This window comes from Kiloniella sp., from assembly GCF_965205715.1.
GTDB lineage: Bacteria > Pseudomonadota > Alphaproteobacteria > Kiloniellales > Kiloniellaceae > Kiloniella.
Window position 1 is genome coordinate 816,141 of record NZ_CBDBHW010000014.1, and the last position, 20,259, is coordinate 836,399.

The window sequence follows — 20,259 nt, forward strand, 5'->3', positions numbered from 1 at the left end:
AAAAAATCAAGGTGGCAACGACTTAGGCCTTCCGCTGGTGTACAATATAGTCGCAGCTAAACTTAAGGGATCAATTGCAGTAGATAGCGAAGAAGGAGAAGGCACCCACTTTAACATCGGCATTCCCACAAAATGCCATAAATTTAAATTACGATATTAGAAGCTTACTCAAAGATAGAAAATTTTGGCCCACTCAGTTTGGTTCGGAAATTTTTAAATGCAGAATGAAATAAGCGATAAGATCCTGTTTGCCGATGAACCCGACAGTAAAGAAACGCGGGACCGCAAAACGGAAAAAACGTCCGTTATTGACCCTCGGTTCTGGCACATTCTGATTGTGGACGATGAAGAAGATATTCACACTCTCACAAGCATGATGTTGTCAGATATCACTTTTGCAGGACGAAAAGTAAAGTTTCATTCGGCCTATTCCGGACAAGAAGCTAAAGAATTTCTCGTAAAAAACCCAGATACGGCCTTGGTTTTATTAGATGTTATGATGGAAACCGATGACGCTGGCATCCGTTTAATTTCGGTTATAAGAAATGAATTAGAAAACAATAAAATTCAAATCATTCTGCGTACAGGTCAACCCGGGCAAGCTCCTGAACGGGAAGTTATTCATAATTACAATATAAATGGCTATTACCTCAAAACAGAAATCACTTCGCAAAAACTCTATTCAATTCTCATCTCAGCTCTGCGTACATATAGTTATATTGACCGTCTTGAAGAAAACAGAATTGGGCTTTCACAAATCATCAACACCTCAGAATTCATGATGAAAAGCCCCTCAATTACTCTTTTCTGCAACAGCATCCTTACTCAATTTGCCTCCATCCTGGGCAGTAGCGCAAATAGCCTTATTTGCAGTGAAAGCCTCAGCCCTGTTTCCGGCACCTCAGGACAACTACAAATCATTGCCGCTGCGGGCAGTTATTCACATTCATCAGGGAAGTCCATTGAAGCCCTGGAAGATAAAAAAGTTTCAAGCCTCATTCACAAAGCTTCTCACGATAAAGAGCATCAATTCCTTCCCACAGCTGCCTGTCTTTATGTTCGCTCACAGACTGGGAGCGAAATGATCATCTACTTGAGCTTAAGCCATCCTTTGAGTGATCACGATCGACAGATGGTCGAAATATTCTGCTCAAGAATATCACTGCTCCACGAAAACCTTCATCTTTTTACCAATACTCGACGAATGGCCTATTACGATGCTCTTACAGAGCTTCCAAACAGGACATCCTTTATTGAGCGACTAGAATCTTTTCTCGATTATGTCCCTTCCCAAAATACAAAATCTATCCAGCAGCCGGCAACACTTCACACTCAACAGCTTCCCCTCGATCCAGAAAAAAGCTCTGACAAGGGTGTGGCTGTTTTACTCCTAGGCTTAGATAAATTTCGAGATATCAATCATACCTTTAGTCATAAAATTGGGGATAAAATATTGAAAGAGGTTGCCCATAGGCTGCAAAAAGGGGCAAATATTTGGACGGCAAACAACATACAAATCTCCCGTGTTGGCGGCGATACTTTCGGCATTTTAAGTCGAATGGATGGCAACCCAAAATCAGCAAAATTTCTAGCAAGCCTCGTCCTATCCGTACTCGATGATCCCATAAATATTAATGGGTCAAATTTACGCATTACCGGCAGTATAGGAACCGTTATTAGCAAGGACAGTGATCGCTCTGACAAAGCAGAAGATTTAATTCACCAGGCTGACATTGCAATGGCACAGGCCAAAGAGATAGGCCGTAATTCAATTAAAGCCTATGAAGAGAAATATGGCAGCGATCTTATCCGTCGAACCCAAATCCTTCAAGACTTGCGTGCTGCAATTCCACTGAACGAACTGTCCCTTTATTACCAACCTCAAATTGACGCCGTAACGATGGAGATCGTTGGTGCAGAAGCTCTACTCAGATGGTGCGGCCCGTCGGGAAAATGGGTAAACCCGGAAGACTTTATCCCCCTCGCAGAACAAGCAGGTCTTATAACTCCCATTGGGCAATGGGTTTTAGAAGAGGCGATAAAAACCCATTATAAATGGCTAAACAAAGGCATATCGGACATGCGAATGGCGGTAAATATATCAGCTGTTCAACTCGCAAATCCTGAACTGCCCAGCAATATTGAATCTTGTTTAGATAAAGCAGGGCTCAATCCAAAAAACCTGGAAATTGAGGTAACAGAAACAGCTATTATGAGCGAACCAACTATTGCTCTTGAAGCTCTATGGAAGATAAAGGAAATGGGTGTTGAAATATCAATCGATGATTTTGGTACCGGGACCACATCAATGTCTCAATTAAAGTCCATTCCCGCCCAAAAATTGAAAATTGATCGGTCCTTTGTGAGCGGGGCAATGATAGATGACAGAGATGCTGCGATAACCAAGTCTATCATCCAGTTGGGCAAAGCCTTTGGTATGAAAGTCATTGCCGAAGGCGTCGAAACAAAAGAGCAGGAAGCCCTCCTTCAAAAAGAAGGCTGCCATATCCTTCAGGGGTATTATTACGCCCGCCCCATGCCCGAAGATAAAATGCTCACTTTTTTAAGCGAATATCCAAGAGCAAAATTCGCTGCCAAACATACATAAGCCTTCCGATTAGATCTCGGACACCTTCATTCGATTACCACGGATCAGAATTAATCACCGATAAGATTAGCCGCTAAAAGGTGCTTCTTTTACAAAGCCTTCCATTGATTTATAAATTCTCGCGCGAAGATAACCTGAAGCTTTGTGTGTTGTTGCAACCAATAAATGGACATCACCCTCGACATACATGTGGAAACAACGACCATAAATCGCAGAATTTTTGTATTTAAAGCAAATTTGATTATCGGTTATCTTCCACTGCCCCTTAACATTCTTGGCACAGTTCCAACTCTCGCTCTGTTTACTTTCACAATATTGATAATCTGAACGACCATCCGCATTAAAAAATTCCATCCAACGCGTGGTTTTTCCCTGTATTTGTGCATTGGGCGTACTCACATATTCACCCACTAATGTTTTATTTGTTACAAAGGCAGCAACCTCTTCTCCAGACATAGGTGTTAAGCCTTTTTCTTGAAGATTTCCAGCTGTCGTATAGGGAGCGCCACCATTTGTTACGCAGCCTGACAGAACCAATAGGCTAGCGACAAAAAACGTTTTCCGTAACATTATTTTTCCTAAATTTTTATTTGAAATATTTGTCAGTACCCGACCTGTATTGACACAATCCTTGATTGTGTCAATTAAGAATAGACGCCCGCTTTTGTTTTACATAAGATCCTGATTATTAAATCAATCTGTAACGCGTCTTTAGGATAAAGGTCCGAATGAAACCCATTCTTTTTATTCTCCACATGCCTTTTGAAGATAACAATGTCGAAGGTAGCAATAACACGACCTGGTTCTGCTCTCATTGTGCTTTGATAGAAGGAGCACTCGCCGCCAATCCTGGGTGGAAAGATTATATTGATATTCGCCGCATACCCTTCCCGCGCCCAAGGGCAGAGCTTGTTGATATACTCGGCGAAGATAATCAGTGGGTACCAGTTTTAATCTTTGATCAAGGAAAAACACTTACAGACCCTATAGAGATCACGACTTATCTGGCAGGAACATATGGTGGTGCCGCTCCCCACCCATAGAACCTAAATACCGTCGAGGAATTGACATTGACGCCCTTTTCCCCCCATGGCATAAAATTGACGGCTTTGCTTAAGCCTCCTCGTCCGCGGAAAGGGCTGCGCCCAAGTTCAAGATAAAAAATATATCGACGATTTCCTGACCTGACAGGCGGACACGGGTTTAGTTATGAGGGTAATCGTATGACTTCGTCAAAACAAACGCGTCCAATAACGCCTCCGTCTTCCCGCACCCAATTTTCAAGAACTATGTTTCACGGGTCGATAAATTTCGAACAACAAAAAAAGCGGGCTAAGGATCTTTTAAAAGCAATCATAAACGGGGAAAACGCCGCCCAGTTGCGTTTTTCCAACCACTATCCAAAAGCTTTGGACTTCACATCTGATACCCAACGATTAAAGCTTAGTGAGTGCCAATTCGTAATTGCCCGTGAAAATGGCTTTTCCTCCTGGCCTCAGCTTAAAACCCATTGTGACCGCCTTTCTCTGCACAAAAGACAGATCGGTGAAAACACCATCCCGCAACTGGATGATAATAAAACCCTGCACATTCGTTGTGGTTCAGATATTAAGCACGGGCTGGATATCGCAGGCTTTGTCGGTGATTTTCACGAGTTTTCAGATCCTTTCTGTCAGGGGCCTGTACCCGATATAGAGGATGAAGAGTTTTACAATCAGCGTGCAGATTTTATAGCAAACGCCTACGGTCTCCCACTAAAAGAAGTTCTCGCCAAACAGTACTGCGCCTATAAGAAACTCAATCACTTGTCAGACTATACAAAGGTCGTTTTGTGGTTTGAGCACGACAGTTACGACCAACTCATCCTTGCCTGTCTATTGAGCAAAATATCCAGCCTGTACAATCGACCTACCATAGAGTTGATATGTGTCGATGAAGTTCCCGGCGTTCCTGATTTAACTGGCCTTGGTCAGTTAGCACCTGAGATGTTTATTTGGCTGTGGGAGAATCGCCGCGCCCCTATTTCCACCGCACAATTCGTGCTCGGTAAAAGGGTATGGAACGCTATAAGACAAGAAACGCCAAATGACGTTCAGGCTATTATTGCTCAGGGAACACAGGAAATCCCCCCAATGGCCAAAGCCCTAGAGCGTCATTTACAGGAACTGCCTGGACAACATAATGGCCTAGGTCTCACCCAACAACTTTCGCTCGAAATAATTGCAGACTATGGGCAAATCAAAGGTCACAAACTATTCAACGTATTAATGCGAGAAAGAGAACCCCTGCCCTTCCTCGGTGATTTGATGTTCTGGTCCGTGCTTGTCGAGCTAACCAAGGCCAATAAGCCTTTGATCACTTACAATAAAACCACAACGCCAACTCCCTGGCCCGAACGCCAGATATCACTGACAGATTAAGGACATAAGGTCCTAAAAGGTGATCTTGATTATCTTGATATCTGTAAAGCAGAACGTTGGGTTGGAGGCATTAAAGTCTCTCCTTTAAGGAGAAGTTTAGAACGTAATAAGGTTTCTGAATAACGTGTGTTACTAATAACGACAAAGTTATGAGTGGATCGGATTTCCACTAACATGCGAATATTCTCTTCGACAAAATACCATTCTATCGCTAATTTGATACACAACTAATATTAGAATATTGATCTGTACATAGAACACAATTGTATAAATTATGTTCTACAAAATTAAAATGGAGAACGTTAGGCTCCCGCATGATACCTGTTGGCTATATGGCGAAACGGATCGCCCTCAGACCTAAAGGCTTCAAGAATAAAATCGTGAAGGATCTCTTTTCGGTTAGTGGATGTATTTCAGAAAACTTCGCGGATTACATCCCCTTTTGGAAACATAACGGCTATTGGTTATTCAACTGCCCCACAGTCTTGCAAAAGCTCGCTACAGATAATAATCTCGATATCTCCCAAACACTGATCTTTTATTATGAAGCCTATGAGCTACAGCATAGATCAGGGAAATGTCCCGGAGATGGTCCTTGGGAGCCTTTCGCTCCAGAAAAATCTGGCACTTCTCCGCTTTGTTGAGTAGATTTAGGATTTCAAATAGAGCATAGATTGATTATCTGGAATGGATGATTGTCTAATTTTGAGTTTGAAGTATTCGGTATCCTTGATGCCTCTGGCTCGCTTACGGATCATTCCTATACTGACATTACCAGCCTCTATCCTGGCGCTTGTGAGCTTGTGTTTGGCGTAGTTGCAGATGCCCACACAATGTTTCCGTAGGGATTTCGCGAACTTTTTTAGATAGAGCATCTGTGACTGATCTGCTATCAGGCACCAACGTTCCAGTTGCTCCGCCATCGCCTCAAATGAAGCGGCACTCCACAGCAGCTGAAGCTGTTCTTTCAAGACGTAAAGTGCATTCAGGTTGCTATTGCTCTCCAGCAACCTTTGCAGCTTGTCACTTTGTTTTTCACTCAACTTATCCGCATTTTTGAGCAACAGATAATGTGTCCCTTTCATCAACTCTTTACCACTTGGATCGGCCTTTCTGAACTCAAGTCGACGCTGATTATGGATAGCTTTGCTGTAGTTTTTCATGACGTGGAAACGGTCAAATACTATGTCGGCCAACGGCAAGGACTCTCTGACAGCCTTTTGGTAGGCAGGCCCCATATCCATCGCTACGGCCTTTATTTTGCAGGCTGTATCTGGTTGCAGTTGTTTCAAAAACCTTGAAAAAACCTCGGCAGTTCGGCCTGCTTCAACCCAGATCAGATGACCGCCAACCATATCGTAGACCACCGTCATGTAGTCATGACCTTTCGCCCGGGCAACTTCATCTACACCAATATATTCCAAGCCAGTTAGCTCTGCAGGATCAAGCGTAGGGAGAGTTTCAATAAGGTATGCCCTGTCGATATTCTTGACCGTTTCCCATCGTATATCCAAATGTCTGGAAACCGCTTGAATAGACATATGCCGACATAATCCACTGATCAGTCGGCAAAATCGGTGAGTGAAACGGCACCCTTTATCAACAAAATCACACCCCTCAATGCGGCGTTCGCCCTTGTTAATATAAACCTGCGCCAGCTCAATCTCGACCACACAAGGATACCCAAAAAGGGGGATGTCGTTTACTTGTCGGCGGACATGCTGGTTGATGCTTCCCTTCTGGCCTGTAGCAGGGTCTATAGCCCTCCTACGCGCGTCTCGGCTGCAGTGAATGACAATCTTAACACCGCCGTCATCCAGTTTAATTTCATTTACACGTTGCCCTTTGAGGCCTAAAATATGCTGCGAGATGTTGATTGTCATATACCTGCTCTATGTAAAGTTATCAGAAACCATACATATCAACAGGTTACTTGGCGGTCGGCATCTTTTTCTACTCAACAAAGCGGAGAAGAGCCAAAAATCTTTCCCAACAGATGTATTTGTTCCGACGAATAAAAGACTGGAAGGATTTGATATAGTTTCTTTCTCTCAAGAGAACGCCCCTGAATGTTCCTTCCTTTCCTGCAATCTCATGGCTGAAGAGATCGAAGTCAATAACCATTGCCTTTTGGGGTCGTTAGATGAAGCAAAAAACTATTTAAACCAAGGTCTTTTCGATAACTGTGAACCAGGACCCAGCAGGATTTTTGCCGTTTATAGCTTGGATTAATTGGTGGTCATATAGAAACCCTTTTGACTTCGCGGGCGTACTTAGCGGGCTTTATTCATTTTGGGGTTCCAAAGTCCGTACCGTCGAAGGCGAATAGTTTTTGGACAATTAAGGTGTAAGGTAAAAGTATTACTTACCCTTTCCTAACGTACTCTGGCTTTCTTTGCGAAGGTGATTTTTCTTTCATTTCCATCCATTCTCACAGTGAAATGATAGGCTTCGTTCATGCCCTTTTTTCCTGAATGGGTGAAGACCAGTACACGTTCGCCATCGGTTCGAATATGGATAATGCCGAAGTTCTTGCGCTCAAATGCATAAAAAGCCCCAGCGGGATCACCCGGATCAATTTTCCCGGTAAACATTTTTTGTAGTTCTTCACGGGTAAAGTTTTCTTGGCTGTGATCTTTAAAGAAGCTCTTCAAATCATCGCGCTCATAAGCATAACCTTTTGTGCCGAAGAATGCTGCCAATTCAGTGTTTAGGATCACCCCGGTATCCAACCGCATAACTTTACCCAGCGCAGCCATCAAAGTCGCCCGTGGATGGATATGTTCCTTGCTGGGATTCTCATCTCCGGAGGAGATAATTGCAACGACAGGGCGCATATCTTTTAAGGACTGAAAATCAAAATCTGCCGACCCGTGATGTGGCGCCTTAATTATCTCTGCCTCAAGTTCCCTGGCCGGTATATTATCACGCATCAATCGCATGGACGGTTTGTTTAAATCCCCGGTAAGATTTAAGCGTACATTTCCGATACTAACTTGTAAGGCAATCGAATGACCATTAATGGTGTGTGAGGCTGAAATCGCCCCCTCACGGCCGGCATCAAGATGCATATCCGGGGACTTTTCGGGCGCATGAAAGAACCGTAACATCGGTTTTACTTTACCATCTTCAGGATCTTTTATCGGCTCACTAAAGGGGCCATGCAGGCGAACATTGACACCATCGTCGTACAAGAAATCAAAAAGTTCATTCTCATTATCACCAAAGGCGATCCGGCGAATATCTATATGACCTCGCGCTTCCCAATGATCCAGAGTAGTTGCCCACCGATCAAAAGGCCTATTGCGGAGCTCATCTTCTACATCTCTGGGATCGTCCACTAAATCACAGGCATAGGTTTCCCCCTCTCTTTCCACGCTACGGCCAAACATTTCTCGAGTTGAGCGCCGAGAATCATCCTCCTTTTTTGTTGATGCCTTTACCAATCCATTGTGATAGACCCGTTTTGGATGAATATATATTCGTTTTCGGTCTGCGAGGCCCGATTGGGTTTCGGATCGAACCAGATCATTAAGTCCGTCAAAATGGTCCGCATCCCCATGTGAGATGATAATTGCAGCCACATCCAACGGTTTTTCCGCGGTTGTTTTTTTATACCTGAAACGGGCAGCGACGTGTCTGGCAAAAAGCTTGTTGTCTCCCCCATCAATAAATACGATCTGGCCGTTGGGTGATTCCATGATCAGCCCATCGCCCTGTTGGACATCAACCATTGAAAATTTGAAAATTCCTTGATCACCCAAAGACAGATCGGGATCATTTTTAGCCCACCCTGTTGTTGTACCATCATAATGGGTTTTGGCGCGTAATTTGATATAACGGCCTTGTTGTTCAAGAACATCAACCTCGTCGCCATAGGCCAGAGTTAAGACAACCTTTGATCTGGAATCAGGTTCGCGCCGTAATCTCACAAAATCATCATAGATAAACTTGCTCATAGCAGTTTCCTTAAGCTCCGGTGATCCGAGTACTCAAACGAATTTACAAGGTAAGGAGAAAGTTCGTTAAAAAACGGTGGTCCAGCCTTCCCTCGCTGCTTCGTGTTTTTTATAGCTAATGGCGTGCGCAACAACTCCATCAGGTGTCACCAGTCTGATTTCACCTCCTTTGTTGCGGAGGTGAGGGTTTTCGGCCCCACCATGCAAGGCTATTCTGATGGTATCTCCTGCCTCTATTATGCCGACAAGGATTTGAGCTCTCTCGTCACGATCAATCAGCTTCCACCCATTGATTTGAACATCAGCATCAGTCCTGTTTAAGAGGGTTACACTTTCGCGACCATCTTCATGTCCTGTAGGGTTTATCAAGGCCGCAACGATTGCAACGCCTGGCTGAAGGGGGTTGATTTTTCCCGGTTCCACCAAAGTGTCATCCAAAGGATGGCCTGTATGAGAATCCGTGTTCCAGGACTGGCTTTGAAACGCGAGAAAAACAGCGGCCCAATGGTTTGTAGCCCCGAAATGGATAAAAAGTGCCCCGTCTTGATTGACACCATTGGATCCTTTGAAACGCCCGCCAGAGCCCTGATTCATATGAATATCGTGGATACCATTTCCGGGCGTAAACCCAAAATACTTATCCACTTCGCCTGTTTCCGGCCCCCATGCCTCACCAAAAGCATAAAACGTAATACTATTGTCCTCGATGCCCTCTCTGATTATCGGTTCCAAATAATCCCGAAGGTCATTATCTGGACCAGTTCGTTGAAAAGGGGCAATTTTCATGGCTTCACGTTGAACAAAGTTTCCCCTGACATAATCCAATACCAATTCCGGCAGTTCATTGTTCAAATCTGTCCGCCCTTCTGGAAGATGTAAAAATTCATCTAAAAAAGGATGAGCAAAAGGGGCTTGCTTACGGTAGAGCAGATCATGAGGCGAGACATTGGAACGGACATTGATTGCAACGCGGTAACTTACCCCCGCAGCCTCTATCCTTATTTCTAAATGGGGGCTCTCATCATCATCAATGGCAATATTCGAAGCTTTACCTTTTAGGAGAGAATAATTTTTTAAGGGCATAAACAGGTGTTTCCTTCTGATGACATCAGAGAATTATCAATATGCGACGACTATTAGAACTCAACCGGAGAAAAACGTCATGTGAATTTTGCGTGAAACCATAAAAGATAATTCAACCATTTGTTGTACAAAAAGTTATCTCATCTAAAGAAAGGGAATTGGCCTCGATGGCCGAATATAACGGTAATAAAATCTGCCTCTAAAGGCTCAGGCCCTTCTAGATTTCTTAGCGTACCCGATCAAAGCGAGCACCTGGGTAAAAGTAATTTTAACCAGACAGCCGTGTGTTAAATCTATCGTAACCAGGTTTGCTTTAGGCTGAGCAGATAGATTTAAAGATGCATTTTTATACCACGATTTGTGAAACAATTCTGTGGGCTATACGATGAAGAAGGTACAAAATAGTTTAAAAGCTACCATCGTGACTTTATGTATCATGATGTCAGGAATACTTGCGCCCCCCTCTACTGCACAAGACTTAACGACAAATACAGAGATCATCCCTCTGATTACCTATCACTCACACATACCTTTTGTGACCAATAAGGATGTTGGGCTTACCTACGAACTCGCGTCCTACCTCAACAACAAAGCTGACAAACAATATCGCTTTGAAGTTAGGGTAATGTCTCGGCTCCGGATCAACTTGCTAATTGAGAAACCAAAGACCGTGGTAGTGCCCTGGGTTAATCCTCTATGGTTTAACGATAAAGAAGAAACGAAGTTCCTTTGGACACAGCAAGTCCTCTTAAAAGATAAAAACGTCGTCGTATCCAGAAAAGACGATATGATTATTTACAACGGACCAAATTCCTTAGCCGGACTAAAGTTTGGAGGGTTACGCGGCCACCATTACGTTGAAATCGACGATTACATATCAAAAACCGCCAACACCATTAGGATTGATTCTGACGGACACATATCAAACTTCATGAAGCTATCTAAAGGCCGAATTGATGTCACAATCACACCTTCGTCTGCTGTTAACTATTTTATTAAGCAGATGAACCTTTACGATGATCTTTTCATATCCCCACGACCGCACAGTAGCTATAACCGTAGAATTTTCGTCAATAACAAGCGCGAAGATATCCGAGACTTTCTCGATCAAGCTCTCAAAGCCATGGTAAATGATCCGACATGGCAAGCAATTCTTGATACATATAGCAGCGGTGAGAAGTAAGTAATATGCTGGAGAAGTGGCAGTATAAGTACGGACTTTCCAAACTTCAGGTCAAATTACTTACCTTGATTGTTCCCATTTTTTTACTTATCGGCGCAACCTTTATTACTGCTATGGAAGTATCACTATATCTTCAGGAAAAAGCCAAACTCCATGAAAAACTAGAACAGGTTACTCAAATATTCAGTGTTGTTATGGCTGAACCTCTTTGGAACGTTGAAGAAGAACGTATCAAATCAATTTTAGAGGCAATGGCCATCGATAAAGACTTCGCAGGTGCAACTGTTTATGACGATGAAGGCCAGTCGTTTGGAAAAATAGGCATTGATATCGAGGCAGGAACCACATCCTTGACCTCTCAAAGGCCAATCATCTTCGTACCTGAAATGGAATCTGAGCACAGGGTTATTGGAAAGCTAATAATCACCTTTACGGATAAAAATCTTCTAGCTGAAACCTACTTTCGGATTGCTACCGTCGTCATACTCGCCATAGTCCTGATACTAACCCTGGTTGCAACAAATATATTTGCACATCAACGATATGTGGGCACACCCTTAAGAAGAATGTTAGCGCTCATCCAATCCTCTTCCAGCAAAGTACGGGGGCAAAGAGTGCAATGGTCCAGTGACGATGAGATTGGGGTGGTTACAAATGCCTTCAACCAAATGCTCGAAGTCCAGGAAAGATATCACGAAGAACTTGAGATACAGGTAGAAGCCCGGACTCAGGACTTGTCAGAAAAATCTGATTTATTACAAGCCACGCTCTCTAATATGAGAGGCGGGCTCGTAGTTTTTGATGCAGAAGGTCGAATGTTAACCTGGAATGACAGATATTTTGAGATCTTCAATCTACCTGATCGTTTCCGATTTGTCGGACTAGAGTTTTCTGAACTCATAAAACACGATGCGGAAGTTTGCTTTTACGACAGAAGCCTTCATCACAACTGTGATGTAGATACCCTCATTCAAAGACGCATGAAAAGTTTTGCAGAAGGTAGAACTGAAACTGAGGAGCTATATTTTACGGACGGTCGCATCATTGAAGCCAGACGAACTCCCATGCCTGGGGGAGGACAGATCTGCAGCTATATCGATATAACAGTACGCAAGCTTGCCGAAGAACAAATGGTCGAGAAAGAAGCTCAACTCCGCGCCGTTCTTGACAACATTCCTGGCGGGATACGGTATGTTGACAAGGATCGGAGATACGTATTTTTCAATGCACAATACTGCGAACTTTACGATTTTCCTGACGGTTTGTTAAAAATTGGCGATACTGTCCGTATTGAAAACTTATACCAGGCCAAACGGGGTGATTTTGGCGAGGGTAACCCTGAAGCACTTGCAGACACTTGGATTGAAAAACTACCCGTACTCGTCACGCCCCAGAATTGGGAACGCAAAACAATTCATGGCCGGGTATTGGAAGTTCATACCACTCCAACTCCTAGCGGAGGGGTTATCAACGTTGTCACAGACATCACCAAACGCAAAAAAGCCGTAGAGGAGCTCCGCCTCGCCAAGGAAAGTGCCGAACTTGCCAACCGTTCAAAATCGGACTTCCTTGCGGCCATGAGCCATGAATTAAGAACCCCGCTTAATGCTATCCTTGGCTTTTCTACCATGATTAAAGATCAAATGCTCGGTCCCAAAAAGGAAGCCGTCTACGCAGAATACGGGGCAGACATTTTCAACAGTGGACGACACCTTTTGAGGCTAATCAACGACTTATTGGATCTCTCTAAAATAGAAGCAGGGAAACTTGAACTTGATGTTTCAGTCTTGGATGTACGAAAATCAATCCAGGACAATCTTCGTACAATTGATCCTCTTGCAAAAAGATCAGATGTTATAATTGAAACAGATATCGAAGATAATTTACCGCTCCTCAAAGCTGATCAGCGTGCCTTTGATCAAATTATTTTGAACCTCCTGTCAAACGCCATCAAATTTACACCTGAGGGCGGTTGCGTCACTGTTCGAGCATCTAATGAAGATACGAGTACTAAGCTGGTCATAGCAGATACTGGCATCGGTATCGAACAAGAGTACTTAGAAAAGATCATGAAACCCTGGGGACAAATTATCGACCCCTTGAGAATTGATATTAAGGGGTCTGGCCTTGGGTTGCCGATTGTTAAGTCCTTGGTCGAACTTCATTGCGGCACGATCAGCCTGGAAAGTGAAGTCGGAATAGGAACCACGATAACCGTATTGCTACCTAATGCCGGACCACCGCCTCAAACTTAAATACTAAAAGGCGGCGCCCTAGAAACATAAACTAAATTCAGACAATTACTAACTATGAATACCCTTAATTCGTATCTGTTCTATACCGCCGCCCAATTAGAACCTGTTATTCTTGTAACTTATTCTGCGCCAATTGCTGCCAGACCAACCTTGGCACACTTTTCATCCTTGTCACCACCTGGGGCGCCGCCTACACCGATACCACCGACCAATTTACCGTTAAATTTAATCGGCAGGCCACCACCAAGGATTATCATGCGCGCATCCATGTCGCGTAATCCATCGAGTTCACGGTGATCTTTTAGGAAGTTTGCAAGCCCAAGGGTAGGACGCCCCATGCTCGCAGAAGTAAAGGCTTTGCCTGTGCTACTGCCAACTGTGTGAGGGCCAGAACCATCGGCCTTGAGCAGGACTTTAGTTGCTCCTGAGCGTTCAACAATTGCCACGCTTACATTATATCCATCAGCTTTGCATTGAGCGACCGCTGCCTGGGCGGCTTTTTCTGCCATTTCAAGCGGAAGATAAGGTGCTGTAGGAAGGTCCGCAGCCATAGTTGAGGCTGAAAAAGAAGATGCTGCCATAACAACACCCAATAGGCCAAAGCCACGAACTACAACAGTTTTAAACGAGGTCTTCATGTCTGAACTCCAGTAAGAATTAAACCAGTAAGGATTAAACTGGAGATGAAGGTAACGTAATAATTTAAGACGAAAAATTCGTACCTCACCTAGGTTATATCCGTAGAGCTACGGATATATTACTCTTGGGCTTCCAGAACCAAACGGGCCATCTCAGCAACAGATGTCGTACCAAGCTTTTCGGCAATATGTGAACGGTGGCTTTCAATTGTCCGTGGAGAGATCGAAAGACTTACGGCGATTTCTTTTGTTGCCCATCCCCGGCTAACCATATCCAATACTTCTTTCTCTCGGGGGGTAAGAGTGTTTAACAGGGAAGTTGACTCAGCAATCTCGGCCTGTTTTCTCTCAATTTCCAGAAGGTTTGCTTCTCCTTTTTGGATCGCATCGATCAGATCTTGTTCGTCCAGTGGCTTACTTAAAAAATCAACGGCCCCATTCTTAAATGCTCTACGACAGGCATTTATATCGCCATGCCCACTGATCACGACCACGGGCCAATCGCAATTGGCTTCAACCAATTTTTCCTGGACTTTCAAACCTGAAATCATTGGCATCCGAATGTCCATAACAATACATCCAGGAGAAAGTCTCGGCTGAGCTTCAAGGAATGTTACAGGATCACCAAAGGTCGCAACGTGATAACCCAGCGTTTTAAGTAACAGACTTAACCCGTCCCGAACGGCTTCGTCATCATCGACCAGATAGATATTCGTACTCATTGGTTTGTACTTTGTGTTTTGAGAGGGAATGTTACTGAAGCCAAGACACCACCACTTGATCGATTGTTAATTTCTAAGGTGCCATAAAAGCGATCAACGATCCCTTCACAAAGGGAAAGCCCCAACCCCATTCCATTTGGTTTAGTGGTAAAAAAGGGCTGGTGTACGTTTGATATTATATCTTTTGAAATACCTGGTCCATTGTCGGTAATCTCAATAACGGCCTGATCACCAGAAGTAAAAGTCGATATTTCCAAAGTGTGTCCTTTTTCTGTCTCTCCCTCAACATGATCGAGAGCCTCAACACCATTTTTAGCCAAATTGAAAACCACTTGTTCAATCTGAACCGCATCAGCCCAGATAAAGAGGGCTTCAGGATTTAGAAAAAGTTGCATTTCGATTCCTCGTTCCTTGAGGTCAGCCTTCATTAACTCTTTTATTCCCCGAGCGACAGAATTTAAGTCAACTTGTTCAAGCCCTTCCGTTTCTTGCACGGTCCATTTACGAAGCCTGAGAAGTATATCCCCTGCTCGTTTCGATTGCTGGGTGATTGAACTCAAAACAGAGGACAGGGTCTCGCTATCTTCGGGATTTAGTTTTACGATGTGCTCTCCAGCCTGGCTTTTGCTCAAGATCGCGGTCAAAGGCTGGGTCAACTCATGAGCAAGACCAGAAGCCATTTCACCCAAGCTGTTAATCCGTGAAGCTTGCGCAATACGTGCTTCATGTTCTCCCAACAGGGCGCGTTGTTCGGATCGCTTGGCTTTTAAACGTTGTTCAAGGTAGGCCCTCACCCCGAATAGAGTTGCCCCAGAAAGCAGGAAGAAGGGCAAGACAAGTATCCAGGGGACTATGTCTGACAAAGTGACCGTTCTACGAACATCTAAAATTAAGGGTTGGCTCCGACTACCAAGGACTTGATGAAACTTCAGGGCAAAAGGAAACAGTCCTTCGCGAGGTTCACCTATTTTGTGATATAGCGGTACCCCATCATTTGTTGCCAATGCTATAGAAATTTCAGAACCAAATCCAAGATCATTTTGTAGAAGCTTGGCCGCATCAATACTCAGTGCAACCCCATAACGTGCAAGATCAGAGTTAGGCGAACGTTTGACCAAAAGGTATCCCTTAGGCGCAGGTAAAATCTGCAACGCCCCACTGGATGCATATGCTGCAGCATTAATATCCTCAATGATATTTTGTTCAAGGCCCGATGGCCGCGAGGTGAAAATCCCTCGAGGCTTTTGTTTATCCAGCTTGACCAAATCAATAAAGGTAATTCGGGTGTAAAATTGCTGAATTGTATCTGCCAGACTGGCTAAAGGGTCGAGCAAAGGTTCTTTGTTTACGGATGCCAGAGATGAAAGCCCGGTTAGATGTGCATCGTGTTGATCCGCCCTTTGAGAGACCATGCGATGCAACGATTGGGCATCAGTATTCAATTCAGTTTTTAAATCATTTATAAGAATTGTGGCTGACCAATAAGTAAATATGGTGCATATCAAAAGCCAAGTAGAAATAGCACCATACCATATTCTTTTATTAATCATTACCTACGCCTAAATGTGGCTTATACCTAAATTGAGTGCCAAAAATGAGAACGGACATTCATACCCGGACTTTTAGGATCTAGGTTATACAAATGCACCGATCATTGTAAAAATTATAATAATCAATCCCTAAAAATTAGTTCAATATTAATAACTGACTCTTTAATTTAACATCATTGATGGAACTCCATCGCTCGCGCCAAAGTAAAATCTACATTAACTTCAATACATGATATTTGTTTGCCATATATGAGGAGGGTTTCTTGCCAAGTACACGCCACATCTCCAAAAACACACTATGGTTCTTAAAGTCAGTACTCGCTACTTACTTTGTTTTAACTGGCATCCTCATTTTAAGTGTTGTCGGCTAGGCACTCACAACGGTAGTTATGCTGATACTCATTTGGTCCCCCCTCCAAAATCAATAATGGATCTGCCAGATATTCATAGTACTTAAGCCCTGTTCCGGACCAAGTGCCGCAGATACGCAGCGAGTTTAGCGGGTCTAAGAGGCTTAGCGAAAAAACTGTATCCCGTATCCCTTGCCTGTAACTCAATAAACGGATCAGTATTTCCCGAGACAATAACGCCTTGAGAAGCCTGATCTTCTTCCATGAGTTGCCTCAGAACATCGATGCCAGTTTCGCTGTTATCGAGTTGATAATCGACAATGTAGGCTAAGGCGCTTTTATCCTTGTACTCAAGTTTCTGAAAAAGCGTGGATTTATCCGCTGCCGAGATTACTTCACAGCCCCATTTTTCAAGTACACCTCTCATTGCTTTGAGAATTTGAGGGTCATCATCAAGAATTACAACCAACTGATTTTGCAATAAATTCTCTTTGGAGGACGTAAGTCTCCCGAAAGAGCCCGACTGTTCTTTAATCTCATTTTGTGCCGTAGGGATATCAAGGGAAAAGCTAGACCCTTTATCGACGACAGAAGACAAAGAAATATCTGACCCGAGTAATTGGGCCATTTGTCGAGCAATTGCCAGACCAAGGCCAAGGCCTTTTTCGGCTTTGGCACCGCTGCGATAAAACTCCTGGAATACCTGCTGCTGTTTACCTTCGGGGATACCACGGCCCGTATCTTTGACGGTGATACGGACTGCGTCTAGCCCTTTATATTCAACCAAAAGAGCTACACCACCTGTCTGAGTATAGCGTATGGCATTGGAGAGTAAATTGCGCAAAATACGATCAAGAAGCAAAGGCTCACTACGGACCCAAATATTGTCATTTTCGACCTCTAATGTAAGCCCCTTTTCCCGCGCAAGTTCTGTAAAGTCTCTCTCAAGCATGGTCAGTAAAGGGGAAAGATTAAAGCTGCTCAATTCTGGGCGAAGTTCTCCGGCTTCCAATTGTGAATAATCGAGAATTGATTCAAAAAGATCGTTCATATGGTCAATAGAGCGTTCAATGTTCTCGATAACAGGCTTGGTCTTTTTGTCATGACTGCGCCCCAGCAATGTCGCCACGAAAAGCCCAATAGCATGCAGCGGTTGTCGTAAATCATGACTGGCAGCTGCTAAAAATCGTGACTTAGCCCGATCAGCTTTTTCGGCCAGTTCCCTGGCATCTTGGAGTTCATCCTCACGCTTTTCAATGGCATCCACAAAATATTTGAAGGCCTTGGTCATGTCGGTAATTTCGTCATTTCCAGAGGACACAATGGGTGTACGCAGGCCCGATGCATGTGAAATCATGGTACGACTGAGGTTGGCCAGGCGCTGGATGACTGAACGGTTGATGTAAAAGAACACCAGAATTGCGCCGACGGAACTCAACAATGACATCAACAAAAACAAAGCACTTTGTTCTTGGGATTCACGGTCCAATTCAGAACTTCTCTTTAATATTCCCGTTTGGAGTTTGCGGGTGAGGCTTGAAGCGGAGGCAACAAATCGATCAGCCACCACCTTATTCTGGCTCACTGTCCCCTGAACAATAGCGTCCAAATGAAAAGCTTGCTCGCGTAACTCGATAATTCCAGATGCCCCAAGCCCCAGTGTTTTCAATTGCTCAAAAAGGCTCCAAGCCTTTTCCTGAAGGTCTTTTGGTAACTGTGTATTATTGTTATCGATCACTCTGAGATGATTTTCGAATTGCGTACTTATCTTCTGAAGAGCCAAAGGATGATCCGTGGCAGCCGCTGTTGGAATAAGCAATAAACCTGCGCCCAAAGCACTAGACCATCTCTGGATAACCACTCCTTTTTGCTCTGAGTTCGAAAATAACAATTTATTGAAATCAAACAGTTGCTTATTCAATTCCGGGGCTTTTCTCAAAATCCTTTTACTTGCCGATGAGTTCTCAGACCTTTTTCGAACCAGTTCGGCGACGCTGTGCAGATTATCAACCAGTGTCGATTTTAACTGTACAAAACGCTGTAAATCTTTGGATGAATACCCTGCATCTTCCAACTGTTGCAGTATCTCTTCGAGCCAAGTTACCTGGTCTTTAAGGCGAAGGAGAACTGCTTGTCGGGTCCCCTTACTATTACTGGATAAAAGAGCTGGTGCAAAAGAAGCAAGGTTGGCTGAAATTTGATTGAGTTTAGATCCCGCAACCACTTTCGGCAGATCATTGCCTGTAAATTCACTTAAGCCCTTACGGAGGTCATTGAAGGAGTTTAAAGAAACAAAACTCGCCGTGGCTATAAGGATAACCATGCAAAGCAAGCTCACCAATACGCGGGTGAAAATTCCTCTTGCCAATATAGAGGGGCGGGTCAAGATCGAGGGACGAAACTGAGGCATGGTTTATACCAAGTCGCGTTTAACGGATTGGCAGGGCGTACATCAACCCGCCTTTAGTCCAAAGATTGTTGAGCTTGCGTTCAACCTTAAACTGGGATCCCTGCCCCAGATTGCGTTCAAAAATCTCACCGTAATTTCCCACATCTCGGATCACTCTTAAGGCCCACTCCGTGTCGAGACCAAGTTCCAATCCAAGTGTATTTTGAGATCCAAATAATCGACCTGCCTGGAGAGGAATATCTGACGGCAAGGTCGATACATTTACAGAAGTAACCCCATATTCCTCACCGGCAATCGTGATGTTAATCACCCATTTCACGATATCAAACCACTGGTCATCATCATTACGGACAGCCGGGGCCAGAGGTTCTTTGGATATAACATCTGGCAGAATGATGTAATCATCAGGGCTTGGCGCCAGCATCACAGCACCTGCCTGCAAATCGATCATATCCGAAGACATGAGATCACAACGGCCATTGAAGAAAGCGTCCCAGCGTCCCTGTTGAGTTTCCAAAACCAGTATTTCTAATTTAGAATTTTTTCGACTGAGGTAATCTTCGAGATTCAGCAGGCTTGTTGTCCCGGAATTCACGCAAATAGTCCCCTCAAACGCTTGGCTAAGTTGATGAATACCAAGCTCGGAGCGTGCAATGATGCCCTGCCCTTCATAAAGCGTAACCTGGGTAAAGTTAATCGCCTTTGCGGTATCCCTGCTCAAAGTCCAGGTCGTAGTGCGGGTCAACAGATCGATCTCTTTATCCAGCAGGGTAGAGATCCGGTTCTGGCTGTCTACGGGGACAAAGCGAACTGCCGTAGGATCACCCAGGGTCGCACTCGCCACTGCGCGGCAAAAATCGACATCAAAACCATGCCATTGTCCGCGAATATCACGTTGGGCAAAGCCAAAGTCGTGTTCGCCGACACCACACGTCAAATAACCGCGCTCTCTCACTTCATCCAAGGTCGAGGCTGCAAAGGCATCTGAAGATGAATTTACGAAAAGAAATCCCGAAAACATCGCCATAAACACAGTGCTTAGCACAGGAGAAAACAAAGATAGATACTTGATCACGACCGC

General features: G+C 44.1%; 15 protein-coding genes and 1 pseudogene. 7 read left to right on the plus strand and 9 right to left on the minus strand.

Translation table 11 applies throughout. The annotated features are described in order from the left end of the window. Nucleotides 1-4: 4 nt before the first annotated feature. Together ACOGW3_RS20660 and ACOGW3_RS20665 are read left to right on the plus strand one after the other, a co-directional pair. Nucleotides 5-160 (plus strand): annotated as a pseudogene (locus ACOGW3_RS20660) (hypothetical protein); the annotation flags it as partial. Between the two features lie 57 nt (nucleotides 161-217). Beyond that, entirely contained in the window at nucleotides 218-2,608 is a 2,391-nt protein-coding gene (locus ACOGW3_RS20665; RefSeq protein ID WP_419904677.1) for an EAL domain-containing protein, read from the plus strand. A gap of 66 nt (nucleotides 2,609-2,674) precedes the next feature. Here the strand turns inward: ACOGW3_RS20665 and ACOGW3_RS20670 are convergent, their stop codons facing one another. Beyond that, on the minus strand, nucleotides 2,675-3,178 hold the full coding sequence (locus ACOGW3_RS20670) for a hypothetical protein (RefSeq protein ID WP_419904678.1): 504 nt from the start codon (nucleotides 3,176-3,178) through the stop codon (nucleotides 2,675-2,677). Between the two features lie 158 nt (nucleotides 3,179-3,336). On the opposite strand from ACOGW3_RS20670, the gene ACOGW3_RS20675 reads away from it, so the two are divergent. Both ACOGW3_RS20675 and ACOGW3_RS20680 read left to right on the plus strand, forming a co-directional pair. Then, complete coding sequence (locus tag ACOGW3_RS20675; RefSeq protein ID WP_419904679.1) at nucleotides 3,337-3,651, plus strand: DUF3088 family protein; 315 nt, start codon at nucleotides 3,337-3,339, stop codon at nucleotides 3,649-3,651. Between the two features lie 180 nt (nucleotides 3,652-3,831). Beyond that, the gene (locus ACOGW3_RS20680) at nucleotides 3,832-5,028 is read left to right on the plus strand and encodes a DUF1835 domain-containing protein (RefSeq protein ID WP_419904680.1); all 1,197 of its coding nucleotides are present in this window, start codon (nucleotides 3,832-3,834) and stop codon (nucleotides 5,026-5,028) included. Nucleotides 5,029-5,678: 650 nt separating this feature from the next. Here ACOGW3_RS20680 and ACOGW3_RS20685 read toward each other — a convergent pair. Next, nucleotides 5,679-6,911, minus strand: a complete 1,233-nt coding sequence (locus ACOGW3_RS20685; protein WP_419901077.1) for an ISL3 family transposase — start codon at nucleotides 6,909-6,911, stop codon at nucleotides 5,679-5,681. Between ACOGW3_RS20685 and ACOGW3_RS20690 the strand changes: the two genes are divergently transcribed. Continuing rightward, on the plus strand, nucleotides 6,898-7,260 hold the full coding sequence (locus tag ACOGW3_RS20690) for a hypothetical protein (RefSeq protein ID WP_419904681.1): 363 nt from the start codon (nucleotides 6,898-6,900) through the stop codon (nucleotides 7,258-7,260). The two genes, ACOGW3_RS20685 and ACOGW3_RS20690, sit on opposite strands and share 14 nt — an antisense overlap. 143 nt (nucleotides 7,261-7,403) lie before the next feature. Here ACOGW3_RS20690 and ACOGW3_RS20695 read toward each other — a convergent pair whose 3' ends face one another. Both ACOGW3_RS20695 and ACOGW3_RS20700 read right to left on the minus strand, forming a co-directional pair. Beyond that, complete coding sequence (locus tag ACOGW3_RS20695) at nucleotides 7,404-8,987, minus strand: SH3 domain-containing protein (protein ID WP_419904682.1); 1,584 nt, start codon at nucleotides 8,985-8,987, stop codon at nucleotides 7,404-7,406. 66 nt (nucleotides 8,988-9,053) lie between these two features. After that, nucleotides 9,054-10,070, minus strand: a complete 1,017-nt coding sequence (locus tag ACOGW3_RS20700; protein WP_419904683.1) for a DUF2278 family protein — start codon at nucleotides 10,068-10,070, stop codon at nucleotides 9,054-9,056. Nucleotides 10,071-10,455: 385 nt separating this feature from the next. Here ACOGW3_RS20700 and ACOGW3_RS20705 point away from each other — a divergent pair, with 385 nt between their 5' ends. Together ACOGW3_RS20705 and ACOGW3_RS20710 are read left to right on the plus strand one after the other, a co-directional pair. Further along, a complete protein-coding gene (locus tag ACOGW3_RS20705) occupies nucleotides 10,456-11,253 on the plus strand; it encodes a substrate-binding periplasmic protein (RefSeq protein ID WP_419904684.1) in 798 nt (265 codons plus the stop codon). A gap of 5 nt (nucleotides 11,254-11,258) precedes the next feature. Next, nucleotides 11,259-13,508, plus strand: a complete 2,250-nt coding sequence (locus ACOGW3_RS20710; protein ID WP_419904685.1) for a PAS-domain containing protein — start codon at nucleotides 11,259-11,261, stop codon at nucleotides 13,506-13,508. Nucleotides 13,509-13,627: 119 nt separating this feature from the next. On the opposite strand, the gene ACOGW3_RS20715 is transcribed toward ACOGW3_RS20710, so the two are convergent. The 5 genes from ACOGW3_RS20715 to ACOGW3_RS20735 form a co-directional block, all read right to left on the minus strand. Further along, nucleotides 13,628-14,146, minus strand: a complete 519-nt coding sequence (locus ACOGW3_RS20715) for a GlcG/HbpS family heme-binding protein (protein ID WP_419904686.1) — start codon at nucleotides 14,144-14,146, stop codon at nucleotides 13,628-13,630. A 119-nt stretch (nucleotides 14,147-14,265) separates the two neighbouring features. Further along, nucleotides 14,266-14,868 (minus strand): response regulator transcription factor, encoded by a 603-nt coding sequence (locus ACOGW3_RS20720; protein ID WP_419904687.1) that lies wholly within the window; start codon nucleotides 14,866-14,868, stop codon nucleotides 14,266-14,268. Next, nucleotides 14,865-16,418, minus strand: coding sequence for a sensor histidine kinase (locus tag ACOGW3_RS20725; protein ID WP_419904688.1), 1,554 nt, complete (start codon nucleotides 16,416-16,418; stop codon nucleotides 14,865-14,867). The genes ACOGW3_RS20720 and ACOGW3_RS20725 overlap by 4 nt, the downstream gene beginning before the upstream one ends. Before the next feature lie 453 nt (nucleotides 16,419-16,871). Then, nucleotides 16,872-19,178, minus strand: coding sequence for an ATP-binding protein (locus ACOGW3_RS20730; RefSeq protein ID WP_419904689.1), 2,307 nt, complete (start codon nucleotides 19,176-19,178; stop codon nucleotides 16,872-16,874). A 19-nt stretch (nucleotides 19,179-19,197) separates the two neighbouring features. Beyond that, a complete protein-coding gene (locus tag ACOGW3_RS20735) occupies nucleotides 19,198-20,205 on the minus strand; it encodes an amino acid ABC transporter substrate-binding protein (RefSeq protein WP_419904690.1) in 1,008 nt (335 codons plus the stop codon). Between the last annotated feature and the right edge of the window lie 54 nt (nucleotides 20,206-20,259).

Bases quoted from the DNA above. Each gene is read 5' to 3' on its own strand.
- ACOGW3_RS20665 (WP_419904677.1), top strand. From the start codon at position 218: ATGCAGAATGAAATAAGCGATAAGATCCTGTTTGCCGATGAACCCGAC.
- ACOGW3_RS20670 (WP_419904678.1), bottom strand. From the start codon at position 3,178: ATGTTACGGAAAACGTTTTTTGTCGCTAGCCTATTGGTTCTGTCAGGC.
- ACOGW3_RS20675 (WP_419904679.1), top strand. From the start codon at position 3,337: ATGAAACCCATTCTTTTTATTCTCCACATGCCTTTTGAAGATAACAAT.
- ACOGW3_RS20680 (WP_419904680.1), top strand. From the start codon at position 3,832: ATGACTTCGTCAAAACAAACGCGTCCAATAACGCCTCCGTCTTCCCGC.
- ACOGW3_RS20690 (WP_419904681.1), top strand. From the start codon at position 6,898: ATGTTGATTGTCATATACCTGCTCTATGTAAAGTTATCAGAAACCATA.
- ACOGW3_RS20685 (WP_419901077.1), bottom strand. From the start codon at position 6,911: ATGACAATCAACATCTCGCAGCATATTTTAGGCCTCAAAGGGCAACGT.
- ACOGW3_RS20695 (WP_419904682.1), bottom strand. From the start codon at position 8,987: ATGAGCAAGTTTATCTATGATGATTTTGTGAGATTACGGCGCGAACCT.
- ACOGW3_RS20700 (WP_419904683.1), bottom strand. From the start codon at position 10,070: ATGCCCTTAAAAAATTATTCTCTCCTAAAAGGTAAAGCTTCGAATATT.
- ACOGW3_RS20705 (WP_419904684.1), top strand. From the start codon at position 10,456: ATGAAGAAGGTACAAAATAGTTTAAAAGCTACCATCGTGACTTTATGT.
- ACOGW3_RS20710 (WP_419904685.1), top strand. From the start codon at position 11,259: ATGCTGGAGAAGTGGCAGTATAAGTACGGACTTTCCAAACTTCAGGTC.
- ACOGW3_RS20715 (WP_419904686.1), bottom strand. From the start codon at position 14,146: ATGAAGACCTCGTTTAAAACTGTTGTAGTTCGTGGCTTTGGCCTATTG.
- ACOGW3_RS20720 (WP_419904687.1), bottom strand. From the start codon at position 14,868: ATGAGTACGAATATCTATCTGGTCGATGATGACGAAGCCGTTCGGGAC.
- ACOGW3_RS20725 (WP_419904688.1), bottom strand. From the start codon at position 16,418: ATGATTAATAAAAGAATATGGTATGGTGCTATTTCTACTTGGCTTTTG.
- ACOGW3_RS20730 (WP_419904689.1), bottom strand. From the start codon at position 19,178: ATGCCTCAGTTTCGTCCCTCGATCTTGACCCGCCCCTCTATATTGGCA.
- ACOGW3_RS20735 (WP_419904690.1), bottom strand. From the start codon at position 20,205: ATGGCGATGTTTTCGGGATTTCTTTTCGTAAATTCATCTTCAGATGCC.